At 54.4% G+C, this 16,400-nt stretch carries 13 protein-coding genes; 10 read left to right on the top strand and 3 right to left on the bottom strand.

Annotated features, from left to right (window positions below; all coding sequences use genetic code 11):
• Positions 1–203: 203 nt before the first annotated feature.
• The 5 genes from GSQ62_RS02385 to GSQ62_RS02365 all read left to right on the top strand — a co-directional run bounded on the left by GSQ62_RS02385 (position 204) and on the right by GSQ62_RS02365 (position 5,460).
• Positions 204–1,358: a zinc-dependent alcohol dehydrogenase gene (locus GSQ62_RS02385; RefSeq protein ID WP_161888021.1), complete on the top strand. Its 1,155-nt coding sequence runs from the start codon at positions 204–206 to the stop codon at positions 1,356–1,358.
• 12 nt (positions 1,359–1,370) lie between these two features.
• On the top strand, positions 1,371–1,859 hold the full coding sequence (locus GSQ62_RS02380) for a hypothetical protein (protein WP_161888020.1): 489 nt from the start codon (positions 1,371–1,373) through the stop codon (positions 1,857–1,859).
• Between the two features lie 427 nt (positions 1,860–2,286).
• Positions 2,287–3,366, top strand: coding sequence for an efflux RND transporter periplasmic adaptor subunit (locus GSQ62_RS02375; protein WP_237586923.1), 1,080 nt, complete (start codon positions 2,287–2,289; stop codon positions 3,364–3,366).
• Positions 3,363–4,622: an ABC transporter permease gene (locus tag GSQ62_RS02370; protein ID WP_161888019.1), complete on the top strand. Its 1,260-nt coding sequence runs from the start codon at positions 3,363–3,365 to the stop codon at positions 4,620–4,622. Before GSQ62_RS02375 ends, GSQ62_RS02370 begins: the two co-directional genes overlap by 4 nt.
• 157 nt (positions 4,623–4,779) lie before the next feature.
• The gene (locus GSQ62_RS02365) at positions 4,780–5,460 is read left to right on the top strand and encodes an ABC transporter ATP-binding protein (RefSeq protein ID WP_161888018.1); all 681 of its coding nucleotides are present in this window, start codon (positions 4,780–4,782) and stop codon (positions 5,458–5,460) included.
• Between the two features lie 39 nt (positions 5,461–5,499).
• Here the strand turns inward: GSQ62_RS02365 and GSQ62_RS02360 are convergent, their stop codons facing one another.
• Entirely contained in the window at positions 5,500–6,018 is a 519-nt protein-coding gene (locus GSQ62_RS02360; protein ID WP_161888017.1) for a hypothetical protein, read from the bottom strand.
• A gap of 457 nt (positions 6,019–6,475) precedes the next feature.
• Here GSQ62_RS02360 and GSQ62_RS02355 point away from each other — a divergent pair, with 457 nt between their 5' ends.
• On the top strand, positions 6,476–7,237 hold the full coding sequence (locus GSQ62_RS02355) for an outer membrane protein OmpK (protein ID WP_161888016.1): 762 nt from the start codon (positions 6,476–6,478) through the stop codon (positions 7,235–7,237).
• Between the two features lie 251 nt (positions 7,238–7,488).
• On the opposite strand, the gene GSQ62_RS02350 is transcribed toward GSQ62_RS02355, so the two are convergent.
• On the bottom strand, positions 7,489–7,716 hold the full coding sequence (locus tag GSQ62_RS02350) for a helix-turn-helix transcriptional regulator (RefSeq protein ID WP_161888015.1): 228 nt from the start codon (positions 7,714–7,716) through the stop codon (positions 7,489–7,491).
• 537 nt (positions 7,717–8,253) lie between these two features.
• Between GSQ62_RS02350 and GSQ62_RS02345 the strand changes: the two genes are divergently transcribed.
• From GSQ62_RS02345 to GSQ62_RS02335, 3 genes are all read left to right on the top strand, one after another.
• On the top strand, positions 8,254–8,691 hold the full coding sequence (locus GSQ62_RS02345; protein ID WP_161888014.1) for a nucleoside deaminase: 438 nt from the start codon (positions 8,254–8,256) through the stop codon (positions 8,689–8,691).
• 241 nt (positions 8,692–8,932) lie between these two features.
• The gene (locus tag GSQ62_RS02340) at positions 8,933–9,370 is read left to right on the top strand and encodes an acyl-CoA thioesterase (RefSeq protein ID WP_237586921.1); all 438 of its coding nucleotides are present in this window, start codon (positions 8,933–8,935) and stop codon (positions 9,368–9,370) included.
• 109 nt (positions 9,371–9,479) lie between these two features.
• Entirely contained in the window at positions 9,480–10,178 is a 699-nt protein-coding gene (locus GSQ62_RS02335) for a CPBP family intramembrane glutamic endopeptidase (protein ID WP_161888013.1), read from the top strand.
• Between the two features lie 345 nt (positions 10,179–10,523).
• Here GSQ62_RS02335 and GSQ62_RS02330 read toward each other — a convergent pair whose 3' ends face one another.
• Positions 10,524–12,854 carry a T9SS type A sorting domain-containing protein gene (locus GSQ62_RS02330; protein ID WP_161888012.1) on the bottom strand — a complete coding sequence of 777 codons (2,331 nt, stop codon included), beginning with the start codon at positions 12,852–12,854 and terminating at the stop codon, positions 10,524–10,526.
• A gap of 798 nt (positions 12,855–13,652) precedes the next feature.
• Between GSQ62_RS02330 and GSQ62_RS02325 the strand changes: the two genes are divergently transcribed.
• On the top strand, positions 13,653–16,397 hold the full coding sequence (locus GSQ62_RS02325; RefSeq protein WP_161888011.1) for an NTP/NDP exchange transporter: 2,745 nt from the start codon (positions 13,653–13,655) through the stop codon (positions 16,395–16,397).
• The last annotated feature ends 3 nt before the right edge of the window (positions 16,398–16,400 follow it).

The raw sequence follows: 16,400 nt of genomic DNA, 5'->3' as shown, positions 1-16,400 counted from the left end.
AACCTTGATGGGTGCATCGCCTGCAGATCTGGAGATATAGGACACCCCGCCTTCGTACGGGTAGCTTGCGGGAGACTGTCAGTATAAATACGTAAATCATCCCTTCCAATCCCGTTCCCGCAACTTAGCGAATGCAGTGAAGTATCAGTAGGGGTGATTTGCTTCCGGGCATCACCTGTATACACTAAGCTAAAAACAAACTTATGCTGGCAATGACTTACCGTGGGCCGCAACGGGTCCGCATCGAAAACAAACCCATGCCTGAGATTCTGCATCCGCAGGATGCCATCGTGCGGGTAACGCGCTCCTGTATCTGCGGCTCGGATCTTCATCTGTACAACGGCAATGTGCCTGATACCCGCGTGGGCGAAACCTTTGGGCACGAGTTCATCGGGGTGGTGGAGGAGATTGGGACGGATGTACACAACCTGAAAGTAGGCGACCAGGTGATCGTGCCCTTCAATATCGCCTGCGGCAAGTGTACCTTCTGCAAGCAGGAACTGTACGGTAACTGCCACGAGGCGAATCCGCAGGCTACGGCGGTTGGGGGCATCTTCGGCTACTCGCATATAGCAGGCGGCTACAACGGAGGGCAGGCCGAGTACGTGCGGGTGCCTTACGCCGATGTGGGGCCAATGGTGATACCCAGCGGCATGCACCCGGACGATGCCGTGCTGCTCACCGACGTGGTGCCGACTGGCTACCAGGCGGCAGAGATGGGCGGCATTCAGAAAGGCGACACCGTGGTGGTGTTTGGGGCAGGCCCGGTGGGCATCATGGCCGCAAAAAGCGCCTGGCTGTTCGGGGCGGGCCGCGTCATCGTGTTCGACCAGGAAGAGTACAGGCTCGACTTTGTGCGGAAATTCGCGCAGTGCGAGGCCTACAACTTCCGCTCCATCGAAGACCCGGTGGTGTTCATGAAAAAGACGACCGACTCGCTGGGTGCCGATGTCTGCATTGATGCGGTGGGGGCCGAGGCCGCCGGCAGCAAGTTGCAAACCATTACAGGCCGGAAAACGCTGCTGCAGGCGGGCTCTGCCACAGCGCTGCAGTGGGCCGTCAATTCCGTGAAGAAAGGGGGCGTTGTGTCGATAGTGGGTGTATATGGCCCCACACTGAACCTCGTGCCCCTTGGCAACATCGTCAACAAAGGGCTGACCATCCGGGCCAACCAGGCTTCGGTGAAGCGCCTGCTGCCGAAAATGATTGAACACGTCCAAAATGGCGTCTTCAGCCCTAGAGAACTCATTACACACCATATACCGCTGGAGGAGATTTCCGATGCCTACCGCATTTTCTCGGACAAACTGGACAACTGCATCAAGCCAGTCCTTATTCCACCATCAGCCAGGGTTTAAAGCAACAAGACTATGGAAAACACATCGAAAGACTATTCACATATAAAAGGGTGGGGCATCGACGCCGACCCGAAGAACGACCCTACTTACCCCATGCGGAAAAGAGGGAACGAAACCCATGCAGGCTATACCTGGGAACGGCCCCCGCTGCAACCGGAAAACATGGAGGTGCTGCATTCCAATGAGAGGCCGAACGTGACGGCTGTATTCGGAACGTCGATGCCGCCCAAAGGGCTGAGCGGGATGATCCGGCGCTATGCGTTCCAGTATGGCGAGGGCAGTTTCGGGCACTGGCTGCCGCTGCTGGTGGCCGACCGGGTGAATGTGGTAGAGGGCATCGTAGAGGATCTGAAAAGCGGACACGTGCCCAACATCTTTGCCGAAAGGGGCATGAAGGCGCAGTGGAAATATGACCGCAAGGGCCTTCTGCAGGGCATTGCCGTGGCTGCTGCCGTTACGACCGCCGCCGTTCTCCTCCTCAATCGCAGAAGCGAAGACTGAGGCTGGTTGAACAAGCTGGGTGCGGGCAGCTATATATAGCCACCCCGGCCTGCTATATACAATACCAGAAGCACAGCAAAAGACCTGAACGGGCCTCTTGCTGTGCTTCTGGTTTAGGAGGCAACTGTGTTTGAATCCGGCAGTAAAAGAAATCAGTGTGCAGCGACAGGCAGATTGCCATATATGGCTTGTCAGCATATGCCGTATTTTGCAGGATTTTTTTGTACGGGGCGTTTCCAGCTCGGCAGCCTTATACAAGCACACCGGCTGATAAACGTTCAGGCCTTATAGTAGATAATCCTGAAAGTCTTATATTTGGAGCGCAAGTATTTCGGTCTTCAGGGCTTTTGCTGAGGCCTCCGCGCAGGCAGCGCCGCCAAACAATTATGTCAGCCGCCGCTTTATATATAAACCCGTGATTCTCCACATGAAACGATACATGCCACTCGTGCTGGTGCTGCTGCTGGCGTCCTGCTCCGGCAGGCAGGAGACAACCACCCCGACGGTTGAAGACGTTTCCGAATCCGTGTACGCCTCGGGAGTGGTGAAGAGCAGAAACCAGCACCTGGTTTTCCCCACAGTGAGCGGTATTGTTCAGGAGATATTTGTGACGGAGGGGGATACGGTGCAGCAGGGCGACCCGCTTCTGAAAATAGAGAACGAGACGGCGCGCCTGAGCGCCGAAAATGCGCGCATCGCCGCCGAGTACTCCAGCGTCAGCGCCAATGCCGAAAAGCTGAGCGAGCTGCGGGCCGCCATAGATTTGGCCAGAAGCCGGAAGCAGAACGACTCGCTGCTGCTGGAGCGGCAGCGCAACCTTTGGAAAGACCAGATAGGCACCCGCGTGGAACTGGAGCAGCGGGAGCTCAGCTATCAAAACTCCGCCACCGCCTACCGAACCGCCCTGCTCCGGTACAGCGACCTGCAAAAGCAACTCGACTTTGCCTCCAGGCAGGCGCAGAAGAACCTGCAGATCAGCCGGGCCGTGTCGGATGACTATCTGCTCAGAAGCGAGACGGGTGGCAAAGTGTACAGCGTGCTGAAGGAGGAGGGGGAGTTGGTCAGCCCCCAGACGCCGGTGGCCGTGCTGGGCGACGCCGACGACTTCATACTGGAGCTGCAGGTGGACGAATATGACATTGCGCGGGTAAAACCCGGCCAGAAAGTGCTGCTGAACCTCGACAGCTACAAGGGGCAGGTGTTTGAGGCCAGGGTATATAAAGTGAATCCGGCGATGAACGAGCGGACCCGCTCTTTTACCGTGGAGGCCGACTTTGTGACTACGCCGCCAACTTTGTACCCGAACCTCACCACGGAGGCCAACATCATCATTCAAACCAAACAGGACGCCCTGACCATACCGCGCGAGTACCTGCTGGACAGCTCCTATGTGCTGACGGAAGACGAAGAGAAAGTGAAAGTGGAGACCGGGCTGAAGGACTACCAGAAGGTAGAGATACTTGACGGGCTGACGAAAGAGGACGTGATTGTGAAGCCGCAGCCATGAACAGCAGGCTCATCTTCGGCATAGCGAAATCGCTGCTGCTGGCCCGCTGGCGGCAAACGCTGGTGGCCGCAGTCGGAGTCACGTTCAGCATCGCGATGTTCATCACGCTGCTCGGTTTCATGAACGGCCTCAACGACCTGCTGGACGGCCTGATCCTGAACCGCACGCCGCACGTGCGCCTGTACAACGAAATCAAACCAAGCGAGAACCAGCCAGTCAATGCAGCTGCCGATTTCAAAGACTCCTACAATTTTATCAGTTCTGTAAAATCCGGCATTACGCGGCAGGAGCTATATAACAGCGGGCCCATGATGGAGACGGTGAGAGACGACCCGCGGGTGCTGGGGGCAGCCCCCAAACTGACGGCGCAGGTGTTCTTCAACGAAGGCACGATTGATATCACCGGGGTTATCAATGGGGTGGATGTGGAGGAGGAGATGCGGCTGTTTAACTTCAGCGACTATGTGACCTCCGGCTCCGCCATCGACGTGAAAAATATGGCCAACAGCATCGTGCTGGGCAAGGGGCTGGCCGACATCCTGGTGGCGGACATCGGCGACGTGGTGCAGGTGACAACGGTTCAGGGAGAGCGCTTCCCGCTGAAGGTGGTGGGGTATTTTCAGTCGGGCATACAGGAGATAGACAAAGTGCAGAGCTACGCCTCCATCGAAACCACGCAGAAGCTGCTCGGCAAGCCCTCCAACTACATCACCGATATCCAGATCAAGCTGAACGACCTCGATATGGCTCCGGCCGTGGCCAAAGAGTATGCGCGGCTGTTTCAGGTAGATGCCGAGGACATCCAGACCGCCAACTCCCAGTTTGAGACGGGCAGCGATGTGCGGTCGCTTATCTCGTACGCCGTCGGCATCACGCTGCTCATCGTGGCGGGGTTCGGCATCTTCAACATCCTGAACATGATGATATATGAGAAGATGGACTCGATCGCCATTCTGAAGGCTACCGGCTTCTCGGGCGGAGACGTGAACCTGATTTTCCTGGTGATTGCCCTGAGCATTGGTTTCTTCGGGGGCGTGGTGGGGCTGATTTTCGGGTTCCTCTTCTCCGTCATCATCGACAACATCCCGTTCAACACGCCCGCGCTGCCCACCATCAAAACATATCCGGTCAACTACAGCCTGATATTTTATGTCATCGGGGGTATCTTCTCCCTTATCACCACTTATTTTGCGGGTTTTTTCCCTGCCCGGAAAGCAAGCAGGGTAGACCCCGTAGAAATTATAAGAGGCAAATAAAAAGAAAGCAGCAGCGCGAACACAGGCACTCGTATCATATATATAATCCCCTCTTTCGATTTGAATAAGAGCATACTTCCTAAGAAGGGCGGTTAGATACTATTCTAAAAGAGAACGCGGTGGGGCACTTAACCCTGTATCCCGACAACAAAATACCATGCAGGACATTATACTGGAGGCAAGGCACATCAGCAAAAAATTCCATGACCCGGTGACGGTGCAGGTGCTGACGGACATAACCTTTTCCATTAACAAGGGCGATTTTGTGTCTGTCATCGGCAAGTCGGGGTGCGGCAAGTCCACGCTGCTTTACATCCTCTCCACCATGGACACCGACTATGAAGGGGAACTGCTGATAGACAAAGAGTCGATGAGGGGCAAAACAGACGCGGAGCTGGCCCGCATCCGCAACGCCAAGATCGGCTTTGTGTTCCAGTTCCACTACCTGCTCAACGAGTTTTCGGTGCTGCGGAACGTGATGCTGCCGGGATTAAAGCTGGGTCGCTATACAGAAGAGGAGGTGGAGCACCGGGCAATGGAGCGCCTGAAAATGCTGGGCATCGACCACCTGGCCGCCAAGGAGGCTTACCGTATATCGGGTGGGGAGAAGCAGCGCGTCGCGATTGCCCGCGCCCTCGTCAACGACCCGCACATTATTATGGGCGACGAGCCCACCGGCAACCTGGACATGCGAAACAGCGAGATGGTGTTTGATATATTCAAAGAGCTGGCCGAAGTGCATAACCAGACGCTGCTCATCGTCACCCACGATCAGAGCTTTGCCGCGAACACCGGGCGCATCATTGAGATGGAGGACGGCAGGATTATCAGGCACTAGCGGGAGGTGTGCGCGGCAGGGGGAGGCAGAAAAATCACCTTATGCCCTGCGCCTGACAAGTTCCTGCTCAATGGCCGGGCTCAGGACCAGTATCAGGTGCTCGGCAAAGGCTGCCTTCTCAATGGGCTTCACGTCCATCAGAGCAACCATCCCTATCGGCTCGTTGTCTTCTGAGAGCAGGAGACTGCCCAGGTAACTCTCAACTCCCAGGCTCTTAATTTCTTTGTCTTCCGGAAAGTTCTGAGCCACATCCAATGGGAAGTAGCAGAACCGCTGGGTAAGCAACGATTCGCAGGGTGTTCCCTGCAGGGGGTACGTTATGTTCTTCAACACCTCCTTTTCTTTCAGAAAGACGCAGGTACGGATATGCTGGTAATCGTCAGACAGCCGCCCGATGATGACATGCCTGACCGAGGTGTGCTCAGAAATAAAAGAGGCCAGCTCGCGCAGGAAGTTCTCGTCCCTGGCTTTCATCGATAGGGAGATGGCTTCCTCCAGCACCTGGTTCTCTTCTTCCCCGGGTTCATATTGCCAGTAGTGAATGAATCTGTACTCCATGCCAGTTGGTGCTTCTGAAAGAAAGTAATATGATCGGGACTGGCCGCACTACCTGTCCATAAGCCCAGGCAGAAAGTTAGGGCCAGCCGTGACGGGGCACTGTTCAATTTTATTCTACGGATTAATCACTGCCAGTGGCAATATAAAAACGCGCGGGCACCCTGATTCCGTGTGCGGCTGCACCCAACTTTCATCTGAGTTGTGAGACGCTGGTACATCTGCGGCCATATATTCTCTTCTATATATAGCTGCTTGCTGGGGCCTATATAGCCAGTCCCGCAGAAGCCTGTTCAGGTGAAAATGTGCGGCTGTGCCTTTTGCAGAGGCTGTATATATACGGTAGCGCCAGTTGAAAATTCCCGTTGCCGTAGCAGAAGTCGGGGCAAGGATATAACTTAGCGGCTATATAAGGTTTGACTCACCCATAACTATACAAAGAATGCACCCCTACGCTACCATGTTTACAGATAAATTCCTCACCAGGCACGCTTTGCCGTTGCTGTTTTTCGCGTTGGCGCTGCTGGCAGGCAGACAAGCTGATGCGCAGGTGATCTACCAGGGTGGCTCCAATGTGCAGCTGCTCTACGGAAGCCGCCTGAACCAGTCCGGCAACCTGGCTACTTTTACCTATGAGCACTTCGGGTCCTACGGGGCCCTGGAGCACTTTGGCTTTGTGGACCTTGCGAACGATGTCAGCCTCAGGAGCCCGGACGTGTACCTGGAGTACTACCCCAAAGTGAGCCTGAGCCGCGCCACCGGCCGCGAGATTGCCTTCGGCCCGGTCAGCGATGTGCTGCTGGCAACAGGTGTGAACGTGCTGCTGGGCGGCACCGAGGATTTCTTTGTCTACACGGCGGGCCCCGCATTCAAGTTCAGGATACCGGGCAGCGGGCTGCTGCAACTCGAAACATACTATTACAAGCAGCATGGCGGGGAGTACAACGGCACTTACAACATCACCCCGAGCTGGGATATCCCCTTGCCTGCCTCTGCGAAAATACACCTGCGTTTCAGGGGCTTCATGGACTTTATCGGTGACCGCGGGCCGGGCACCACGCAGTACGTCACGCAGCCCCAGCTCTTGCTGGACCTGGGCAACCTGAGGGGCAAGCCCGGCAAGGTGTTCTTCGGCTCTGAGTGGCGCTACTGGAACAACGTGGCGGGCATCGAAGACCTGAACGAGTCTATCCTGCAAGCCAACCTGCTGTTCAACCTGTAGGCGCGGGCGCTACAGCGGCAGGAAGGCCCGCGTGACATCATGAACCGCTTACCCTTATTAAATTTGATATATGGCGGCCAGCCGGAACAGGACTATTCAACTGCTGCTTAGCCTTTGCTGTGCATGCAGCGGAGGAGGAACCTGAGCAGGAGCAGGCCCTGCAGCACTAACTGCTGTAGTACCGGAAAGTCGTGTCGCATGGCGGCTCGGGAAATTAAAGGTGCGGAAAGAAAGGAATAAGTAGGGAGGGCTTACCTGAGAAAGCCATTCTGGTAGGCCCAACTGATCAGTTCGAAGGAATGTTGTACTCCCTGCTTGCGCATCATCCTCTCCAGGCTCTGCTGTACCGCCGACTCGCTCAGCCCGATTTGCCCCCCAATTTGCTCGGGCGTGTACCCATCGGCAAGGCAGGCAATGATGTAGCACTGCCGCCTGCTGATAAAGCCAATGTTCTGATGTTGGGTGGCGTGCTGGTTCATATATGCCGGGCGGTGTATGATAAAACTTATATTCAAATATCTTAAATCAAGGCTTTAAGTTCAATACTTACTTTCGATGATTTTAGGAATTTTTCCATTTTTTCCAGCTGAGGTGTTAAGCTTCCTGTTTCAGTATTATAATATAAGCATCAGGTTTATAGGATTATATATAAATTTATATCCTACCGGAAATACTTATTCAGAAGCGGCTGGATGAGCAATTTAGGCGCTACAGTTGCAGCAGGCCTGTAGCCCGTCGGTGCGTGAAGTCCTTAGCTGTTGCAGGTTTTCCCCTATGATGGCTCGTGTATAGCTAACAGGGGGCTTTAGATAATGTGCCGTAAATTATTGATTATCATATCCCATATAGCAGCATGGCGCGCCGCCATGCCTGGAAGTGAAGGGCAACTGCGGAGCGTAGAACTGCAAATCCGAGGGGTAAGGCTACCACAGGCAGTGCAGTTTTTGCTCTCTCCATATATAACCTTGCGCCGCCGCCGGAGTTATATATAAATTTGAACAAGTATTGACAGCAGCATGGACGAATTCATGAAGGCAGCTTTTGAGGAAGCGCAGAAAGGTTATGCCGAGGGAGGCATCCCGATCGGGTCGGTGCTCGTGTACCAGGGGAAAATATTGGGCAGGGGGCACAACAGGCGCGTGCAGGCAGGCAGCGTGGTGCTGCACGGCGAAATGGACGCCCTGGAGAACGCGGGCCGTCAGCCTGCGTCCGTTTACCGGAAGTGTACCCTGTACACCACGCTCTCGCCATGCCCCATGTGCTCCGGCACCATTCTCCTATATGGCATCCCGAAGGTGGTGATTGCCGAGAACAGGACGTTTATGGGCGAGGAGGAACTGCTTCGCGGCAGGGGCGTGGAGGTGGAGGTGACGGACAACAGCGCCTGTTACGAACTGATGCAAAAGTTTATCCGTGAAAAGCCGGCGCTCTGGAACGAGGATATAGGAGTGTAGCCCGAAAGCTGCACCGGGAGCGGCGCTAACTACTTTGGCCTCTCTTGCTTAAGGCCAGCAGCAGTGTATTAAGTTTCAAACTAATCGCGGCATTTTTTAAGGATTATCCTATATTTGGTGCGCAGCAGCGGCAGGGGGAGAAAGACTGTGCCCTTCCGCCTACCCCGGCCTTCTGCCTCAGGCAGCGGGCCGGGGTAGGCTGCGCCCAAAAAGCCCGGACTAAATTATAATATCGAATACCATGAACAATGTTTACGAAGGAAAAGTGATGTGGTCTCACCTGGACGTCAACAAGCACATGCGCCACTCCGCCTATGCCGACTTTGCGGCCCAGGCGCGTATCGCCGTCTTAGACAGCCTCGGGCTTACCTTCGCAGTTTTTCAGGAGCTGAAGCTCGGCCCCATCCTTTTCCGGGAGGAGCTCTTGTACCTGAAGGAAATAGGCATCAACGAGAACATCAAAGTAACGATTGAGCTTTTCAGAAGCAGGCCCGACGGTTCCCGCTGGTCCATCCGGCACATCGTGTACCGCCAGGACGGCGCGAGGGCCGCGGTGGTAACGGTAGACGGCGCGTGGCTGGACGTAGTGAAGCGAAAGCTGACCGTGCTGCCGCAGGACCTGGTGGAAAAATTTGCGGGGCTGCCCAAGAGCATTGACTACGAGGAAATTCCCGCCTGACCCCCGAAGCCGCGCTTCCTGCTTCTCTGAATAAAGCTTTTGACGGGACTTGCCCTATATAGGACCGGCATTCTGCCGCTGTTCCACTTTTGGCTGTTCGTGAGCGTGTATGTTAGGCAACGTCGTCATCCTTTTCTTTTCGTGGCTGCTGCTCCGGCTCGAACGTAGAAGCCTGGCGGCGCTGGGCCTCATGCCATCGCTGCTGCGGGTGCTGCAACTGCTGCTGGGCTTTCTGGCCACGCTGGCGCTGGCGGTGGCTCTACGGAACCTGTTCGCCTTGCTGGCGGCCTTTGACTGGGTGCCTGCGGCGGGTTTAGGCGCCGGGTTTCTTTTTCAGGGGCTGTACAAAACTTTCCAGTCCGTTTTGTTCGAGGAGTTGCTGTTCAGGGGCTACCTGCTGTACCGGCTCCTGCTCCTGGCCGGGGAGAGGCGTGCCGCCTGGCTCAGTGCCTTTGCCTTCGGCATCTATCACTGGTTTACGTTCGGGGCGCTGGGCAACCCCGTTCTGATGATATGGGTGCTTGTATACACCGGGCTGTGGGGCCTGATGCTGGCGTATGCCTACACCCGCACCGGGTCGCTGGCGTTGCCCATCGGCCTGCACTGGGGCTGGAACTTCGTGGACCAGGTGATTTACAACGAGCGGGGCGGAGGCCTGTTCACCGCCATTACCTCCATGCAAACCCGCTACCTGAGCAGCCTCGAAAGCATGCTGTGGTTGCAACTGCCGCCCCTTCTCTTCGCCGTGGTGGTTATCGTTTTCCTCTCGCAGCACGCCTTGCCCGTAAAATTCACAAAATCGCCCTGATTAACCTTTTACATCCCACGCAGCCAAAATTTTAAGCACTTAGCGTGCGGTACGGTTACAATACATGCGGCTATAGATGGCCCTGGCGTTAGGCTATATCAACGAGAGACAGAAAGCGATGTTCCAACTATGTTTTTGGGACGCGCTCGGAAGTCTCATTTCTTAATTTTGGGATACTCAGGCTTTGTTCTGGAAGCAGCACCTCACAAGATCACGGCAGGCAAGCCAGTGGCACGGTTACGCATTAAACCTGAGCGCCTCCTGTTTGTGGAGTCTTCCACAAACAGGAGGCGCTTCTTTCATTTTTCAGTTAAACCAGGTATACGTACCATGTTGATACTATGGTTATTTAACCACCAGCTTTGATTGGGCACCAGTTCCATTATTCCCGGCGTTCACGATATATATGCCACGGCTAAGCTGTCTGTTCACCGGCATCTCCATGCGTGCGGAGCCAGCCTCATCGGTGAATAAACTCACAGAATAAACAACACGGCCAAGCATGTCCTGTATAGCGATAGTTACACGCTCGGATTTGCGGAACCCCTCCAGGTTTATATGGATGGCTTCTCCTGAATTTGGGTTAGGATATACTGTCAGGCTTGATTCGCTTTTTTCTAAGCTGATGGCACCTTGAAAGCTGAGCATAGTCCCGGAGGCATCGGCAGATAGGCTCTCACGCACCACCACAAAGTAATTGTTCTCTGCCCCTGCCGCCGGGCTCTGCATGTTGCCGCCCAGGCTCACCTTTCCGGCCGCGAAGGTCTTGCTGTAGAGGTTCATGTGGTTGATCTGTGAGTCGTCCACCCCGATCCTGTCAGCGGCTTTCTGCCAGCCGCTCAGCCAGGAGGGCAGCACGGAGGCGCGTGGGTCGTAAGCAATATACACCGTCGCGCTCTCGCTCAGCTCGAAGGAGACTTGTGTGTAGGAGGTGCTTCGCTTGTCGTCGTTGGCTGTCCTGATAAAAGGCGCTCCGTTTAAAGAAGCTGGTACAGAGGTGATTTTATATGTCCTGTCAGTGTAATGGACAGAGCCTGATGCTAATTCTCCCGTTGCGTAACGCCTGCCGCTGGAGGCGGAAACATTGCTGATCAAGCTTACGGATGATACCTGTGCCGCCTTTGCCACCACAAAGTAGTTGTTCTCTGCCCCTGCCGCCGGGCTCTGTTTATTGCCGCCCAGGCTCACCTTTCCGGCCGCGAAGGTCTTGCTGTAGAGGTTCATGTGGCTGATCTGTGAGTCGTCCACCCCGATCCTGTCAGCGGCTTTCTGCCAGCCGCTCAGCCAGGAGGGCAGCACGGAGGCGCGTGGGTCGTAAGCAATGTACACCGTCGCACTCTCGCTCAGCTCAAAGGTGACCTGTGTAGAGGCCGTGCTTTTTTTGTCGTCGTTGGCTGTCTGTATCAATTTTGCGCCAGCCAGGGAGGAGGGTACACTGGTCAGCTGATAAGTGCGGTCAGTGTAAGCCCTCACACCGGTTACCAGGCTCGTGAGAGCGTAATTTCTGCCAGAAGTGGGAGTAACCTCGCTTACCAGCGGCGCAGACGTGTCTGTTGTTTCATTTGTTACGGTAAAGCTGATGCTGAGAGCCGCTCCTGCCGTGCCACCGCCTTTGGCCGCGGAGAAAGGAGTGGCTTTGATGGAGTATTTTCCGGTGGAAGGAGTCCAGGAGCCATTATCGCCCATCATGTCGTAGGTTGCTGTAGACTCTGTGGCGCTTTTGCTCTGTGTGCCGCTCAGAGCGAACACCACGCTGCCAACCGTAGCCGGATTCGTGTTTGCCCGGATGTTTAAACTTTTCGACGGCAAAGAGGCCAGGTGAAGAGTAGCACCGTTTGTAAGCTGCTGAATATCCCTGCCCGTACTGGCGTCCACCAGGGTAAAGCTTGCCACCTGTTGGCTGGCTGCAGGCGGAGCTGCGGCCGTTCCTTCAGTAAGCACCTGCTTCACATGTTTTCCATAATCTGTAATCATGGCGTCGTAAGTTGCTTTGTCGTAGACGGTCCCTTTCAGGCATCCGTTGATACCGCTCACATCATTTAACTGGTCGCTAAGGCCGTCGTACCACCAGACACCGGCAGATTTGTAATTATTGAATGAGTAGGTTGCAATGAAATTGATATACTTGGCAAATGCCTCTTTCTGCATAATCTCGCCACCGTACTCTTCAGACACGTTGGGGTGAACTTTGTGCCAAACGAACGGAATCACGGGCTTGTTGAATTTTTTACCGTAAGCAAGCGCCACTTCTAAATTCTCTTTTAAGTACTGGAGCACTCTTGCCTCTCCTACTTCTTCCTCTGGCATGAGTATATAATAGGAGGGGGCAATATAATCTACCCTTGGAAAAATATTATCGAATTTTCCCTCACCGTTATAAAGCTCGTTCTGGTTTGAGTACCAAAACCGGAAAGGCATCTGGTACATCCCTATCTTAACATTTGGCCTCACGCGCTTTACTTCGTCAATAAGCTTTATTATCTCGTTCTCAGCGGCCTTGAAGCGGCTGTCAGTAGCAGGGTATGTCCTCATTGTGACATAAGGCCCGGTTTCCCAGTTCATGAACAAGTGGCCCGTGCTGGTGGTGCTAGGGTAGTTTTTGATCATAAAATCCCTGACGCTCTCGAGGTTGACTCTGGACTTGTCATCTGGATACACAATGACGTTCTCGGGCATTACCCTGGACCCTGTGGTGTATCCGGCGCTTGACAAATATTCTTCTGTGGCAGCACCAAAGCGCCATTTCATAACAAAGATGTCGAAAGACCCTGCAACCTGCCCATATACCTGGGAGGAAAGCACCAAAAGAAGGACGGCTAAAAATGAGTAAGTTTTTTTCATATACTAAAACTGATTTTGTTAGTAGTAACTGCTATACTATATTATATTCTTGGTTTTATTGCAATGTCTCTGGCGGTTTTTGAAAACTTATTATTTGAGTAATAATAATTGTATTATAAATTTTTACCAAATATAGAGCAATATCCGGAAGACATGCAAGAAGATAAAGTGCAATTATTTTCTTAAAGAATCAGTAAGTTAAAAATGTAAAACGTTATATTTTAAATCCTATGCAAGCCGAAGTGTATTTGGGTGTAACCGCAGACAAAATGGAAAGGAACAGTCTATTTGACTCAGTATTACTCTTTGTGCTGCTGGTAGCTATTATATTTCTGTACATGGTCCATTATTGGAAATCATATATGGCTATCGTTGCAGCCACGCTGGGAATCAGGACGTGATATACTTCTAAAGCCATCTGATGTGCAGTAGCATATGGCAGAGATGGATGAAAAAGGAACATGAAGCTTATTTGTCAGTGCATATCAGACGAAACTTAACATAGATGTAAAATTTGCGTCTTATCGATAGAATTATAATAACAATTTCTTTAAATTATGTAGTATTGAAATAGAAAGTGGTATGGGTTGCATTACTGATAAACAGTTGAGCCTGTAACGGAACAGTAGTGGTATGAACAGACGGATAAACCAGCTGCTAAACATCAAGCCTTCGGAGGCGAGGCTGGTAGGACACCTTTTTCTGGTGCAGTACTTTATTGGCGTTGCCACGGCCTTCCTGTTCACCAGTTCACTGACGCTCATCCTTTCTTCTTACCCTGTCACCGTTTACCCGAAAATCTATGTGCTGGCGGCGGGTTTCCTGCTGGTGGCCAACACGGTTTACAGCAGGCTGGAGGCACGGCTGGCGCCGGACAGGCTGTTGCAGGTAATCGTGGATTTTTCGGCGGGGTCTGTTCTGCTGCACTGGGCCTGCCTGACCTTTCTCACATTGCAGTGGCTACCGCTTTTCCTGGCCGTCTGGAACATGGTGGTGTACATGCTGGTGAGTTATGCCTTCTGGGGGATGGCGGCTATCCTGTTCAACGTGCGGGAGAGCAAACGCCTGTTTTCGGTGGTGGGGGCAGGGGATATACCGGCCAAGATGCTTGGCTACTTCTCTGTTTCCGCGCTGGTGCCGCTGATTGGGGTCGTGAACCTGCTCTGGGTGTCCGTCATCGCGTTTGCCGTGGTGGACGTGCTGCTGCGGAAGTTCGATTTTAATACCAGGTTGCGTGCAGCGCACAGCCCTGGCGCGCATGCCCTTGGGCACCAGGCCTCCGGCAGCCAACCGCTCGTGAAGCGGTTTTTCCAGAACCGGCTCATCTTTTTCATCGCCTTCTGGTCGCTGCTGGCCTATACCATCTACTCGGTCATCGATTTCACTTTTCTCTCTGAAATCAAGCGGCGCTACACCACCGACCATGAACTGGCTACCTTCATCGCTGTTTTCTTTGCTTTCGGACGCCTGCTGGCTATCGGCATCAAGCTCCTGTTCAGCAGCCGGGTAATTGCGCGGCTAGGACTGGCAAACTCCCTGCTCATCGCGCCGCTGCTGCTGCTGGCTGTCAACGGCTTCATCATGCTGGCCGGCGGCTCCCTGGAGTCGCACCTGTACGCGTTTGGGGTGATGGTGCTTCTGACCGAGATCCTGCGGTCAACGCTGCAGGAGCCGGTGTTTCTGGTGCTGTTCCAGCCGCTGCAACCGCACAGCCGCCTCAGGGGGCACCTCATCGCCAAAGGCTACCCGCTGCCCGTCGCGCTGCTCTTCGTGGGTATATCCCTGACGTTTTACTTTGATTACTACGGCCAGGACCATATCGCCATCTCCTTTGTAAGCAAGGCGCTGCTCCTGTTGCTGCTGGGTTGGGGGGCCAGCGTGTTCCTGGTCCGGAAAGCCTACCGGCGCACGCTCGCAAATGTTATCAAGCGGGGCTACTTTACGGGCAGCACCCTCTTCCTGAACGAGCAGGCCGTAAGGGATGTGCTGGTGCAGAAAGCCGCTGGCGAGGACCCTATGGCCGCCATCCATGCCCTCAGCCTGCTGGAGCGGTCCGACTACAGCGACATTGATGCGCTGCTGTTCGGGCAGTTGCGGCACGGGGGGCATGCGTTGCGCGAGTACGCGCTCTTCCGCATCATCGCGAAGCAAAAGACAAATGCCCTGCCACTCATCAGGGAGCGGCTGGAGGTGGAGCCCGATGAGGAGGTGAAGGCACTGCTCTACAAAGCCTTGTACTACCTCGACAGTGCCATCATGGGAAACGGTGTGGCTGCGCTGCATGACCTGGACCAGAAAAACAGGAAGGCTGCGCTTGCCGGCCTGCTGCAGCGCAAAGAGGCTGCCGCCGATGCGGTGGTGGCGCAGGAACTGCTGCACATGGTACACAGCACGGATACGGAGGCAAGGCTGGTTGCCCTGGAAATGGTGAAGGAGTCGCAGCGTGGCGATTTTGTAAATGTGCTGGAAACGCTGCTACAGGACGCCGCCCCTTCCGTATATACCAGGGCAATGGAGACAGCGGGCGAAGTGAAGGAACTGGGCCTGCTGGAGCAGGTGGTGCAGGTAGGCCTCGGGCGAAAAGCCGGGGCGGCGCTGCAGCGGGCACTGCTCCATTATGGCGACATTCTGTTTGACTCAGGCTATATCAGATGGGGAAATTACCCTAGGGAACTGAACCCTGTGCTGGTGAAAGTGGCCGGTATGTCGAAAGGAGAGCGCGCCGCTGCGTTCCTGGAGAAGCAGGTGCGGGAGGGGAGCGAAGACATGGGTGTCGTAATTGATGCCCTGTGGCAGAAAAAAGCCGTGGTGACTGCTGAAACGGAGCGCTTGCTGAAGAAGCAGCTGAGAATCCAGTTGAGGAAGAGCCAGCTGAAAGCCACTTATTACCTCCACCTGACAGCCACCGATGCCATGAAGCCGCTGCAGGAGGCCGTCAGCTCCGAAATTCACCAGGACATACAGCGCCTGTTCAAGTGCCTGGCGCTGCTATACGACCGGAAGCACATCGAGCGGGTGATAGAGCTTTACAACCAGCCGGACACCTCCAAAGTGTACAATGCCATAGAAATGCTGGAGCTGCTCATTCCGCAGAAGCACTTCAGCAGCCTCAATAGGCTGCTGGAGCTGGAGCAGGACATCAACAAAAAACAGGTTATCAGGCACACCGGTAAAGAACTGACAGCGGGCGCCATTATCGGGGAGATACTGCAGGGGAACAAAGCCGGTTTCAACAGCTGGACGCGGTCAGTGGCCTGCTATATGATTCCGAACTTGCAGGGCGAGCACTTTCCGGCAGAAGTGCTTCAGAAAACGAGCGGCAGTGGAGATGCCCTCTTCGAGGAGACAAGAGAGTATGTATTGACTATGCTAAACTGAGAG

The organism is Pontibacter russatus, assembly GCF_009931655.1.
Classification (GTDB): domain Bacteria; phylum Bacteroidota; class Bacteroidia; order Cytophagales; family Hymenobacteraceae; genus Pontibacter; species Pontibacter russatus.
The sequence above is the reverse complement of the archived record's forward strand: the minus strand, read 5'-3'. Positions and strand labels throughout refer to the sequence as shown.

What these genes read in the sequence shown, in the direction of transcription:
- GSQ62_RS02385 (WP_161888021.1), top strand. Translation starts at nt 204, where the DNA reads ATGCTGGCAATGACTTACCGTGGGCCGCAACGGGTCCGCATCGAAAAC.
- GSQ62_RS02380 (WP_161888020.1), top strand. Translation starts at nt 1,371, where the DNA reads ATGGAAAACACATCGAAAGACTATTCACATATAAAAGGGTGGGGCATC.
- GSQ62_RS02375 (WP_237586923.1), top strand. Translation starts at nt 2,287, where the DNA reads ATGAAACGATACATGCCACTCGTGCTGGTGCTGCTGCTGGCGTCCTGC.
- GSQ62_RS02370 (WP_161888019.1), top strand. Translation starts at nt 3,363, where the DNA reads ATGAACAGCAGGCTCATCTTCGGCATAGCGAAATCGCTGCTGCTGGCC.
- GSQ62_RS02365 (WP_161888018.1), top strand. Translation starts at nt 4,780, where the DNA reads ATGCAGGACATTATACTGGAGGCAAGGCACATCAGCAAAAAATTCCAT.
- GSQ62_RS02360 (WP_161888017.1), bottom strand. Translation starts at nt 6,018, where the DNA reads ATGGAGTACAGATTCATTCACTACTGGCAATATGAACCCGGGGAAGAA.
- GSQ62_RS02355 (WP_161888016.1), top strand. Translation starts at nt 6,476, where the DNA reads ATGTTTACAGATAAATTCCTCACCAGGCACGCTTTGCCGTTGCTGTTT.
- GSQ62_RS02350 (WP_161888015.1), bottom strand. Translation starts at nt 7,716, where the DNA reads ATGAACCAGCACGCCACCCAACATCAGAACATTGGCTTTATCAGCAGG.
- GSQ62_RS02345 (WP_161888014.1), top strand. Translation starts at nt 8,254, where the DNA reads ATGGACGAATTCATGAAGGCAGCTTTTGAGGAAGCGCAGAAAGGTTAT.
- GSQ62_RS02340 (WP_237586921.1), top strand. Translation starts at nt 8,933, where the DNA reads ATGAACAATGTTTACGAAGGAAAAGTGATGTGGTCTCACCTGGACGTC.
- GSQ62_RS02335 (WP_161888013.1), top strand. Translation starts at nt 9,480, where the DNA reads ATGTTAGGCAACGTCGTCATCCTTTTCTTTTCGTGGCTGCTGCTCCGG.
- GSQ62_RS02330 (WP_161888012.1), bottom strand. Translation starts at nt 12,854, where the DNA reads ATGCCCGAGAACGTCATTGTGTATCCAGATGACAAGTCCAGAGTCAAC.
- GSQ62_RS02325 (WP_161888011.1), top strand. Translation starts at nt 13,653, where the DNA reads ATGAACAGACGGATAAACCAGCTGCTAAACATCAAGCCTTCGGAGGCG.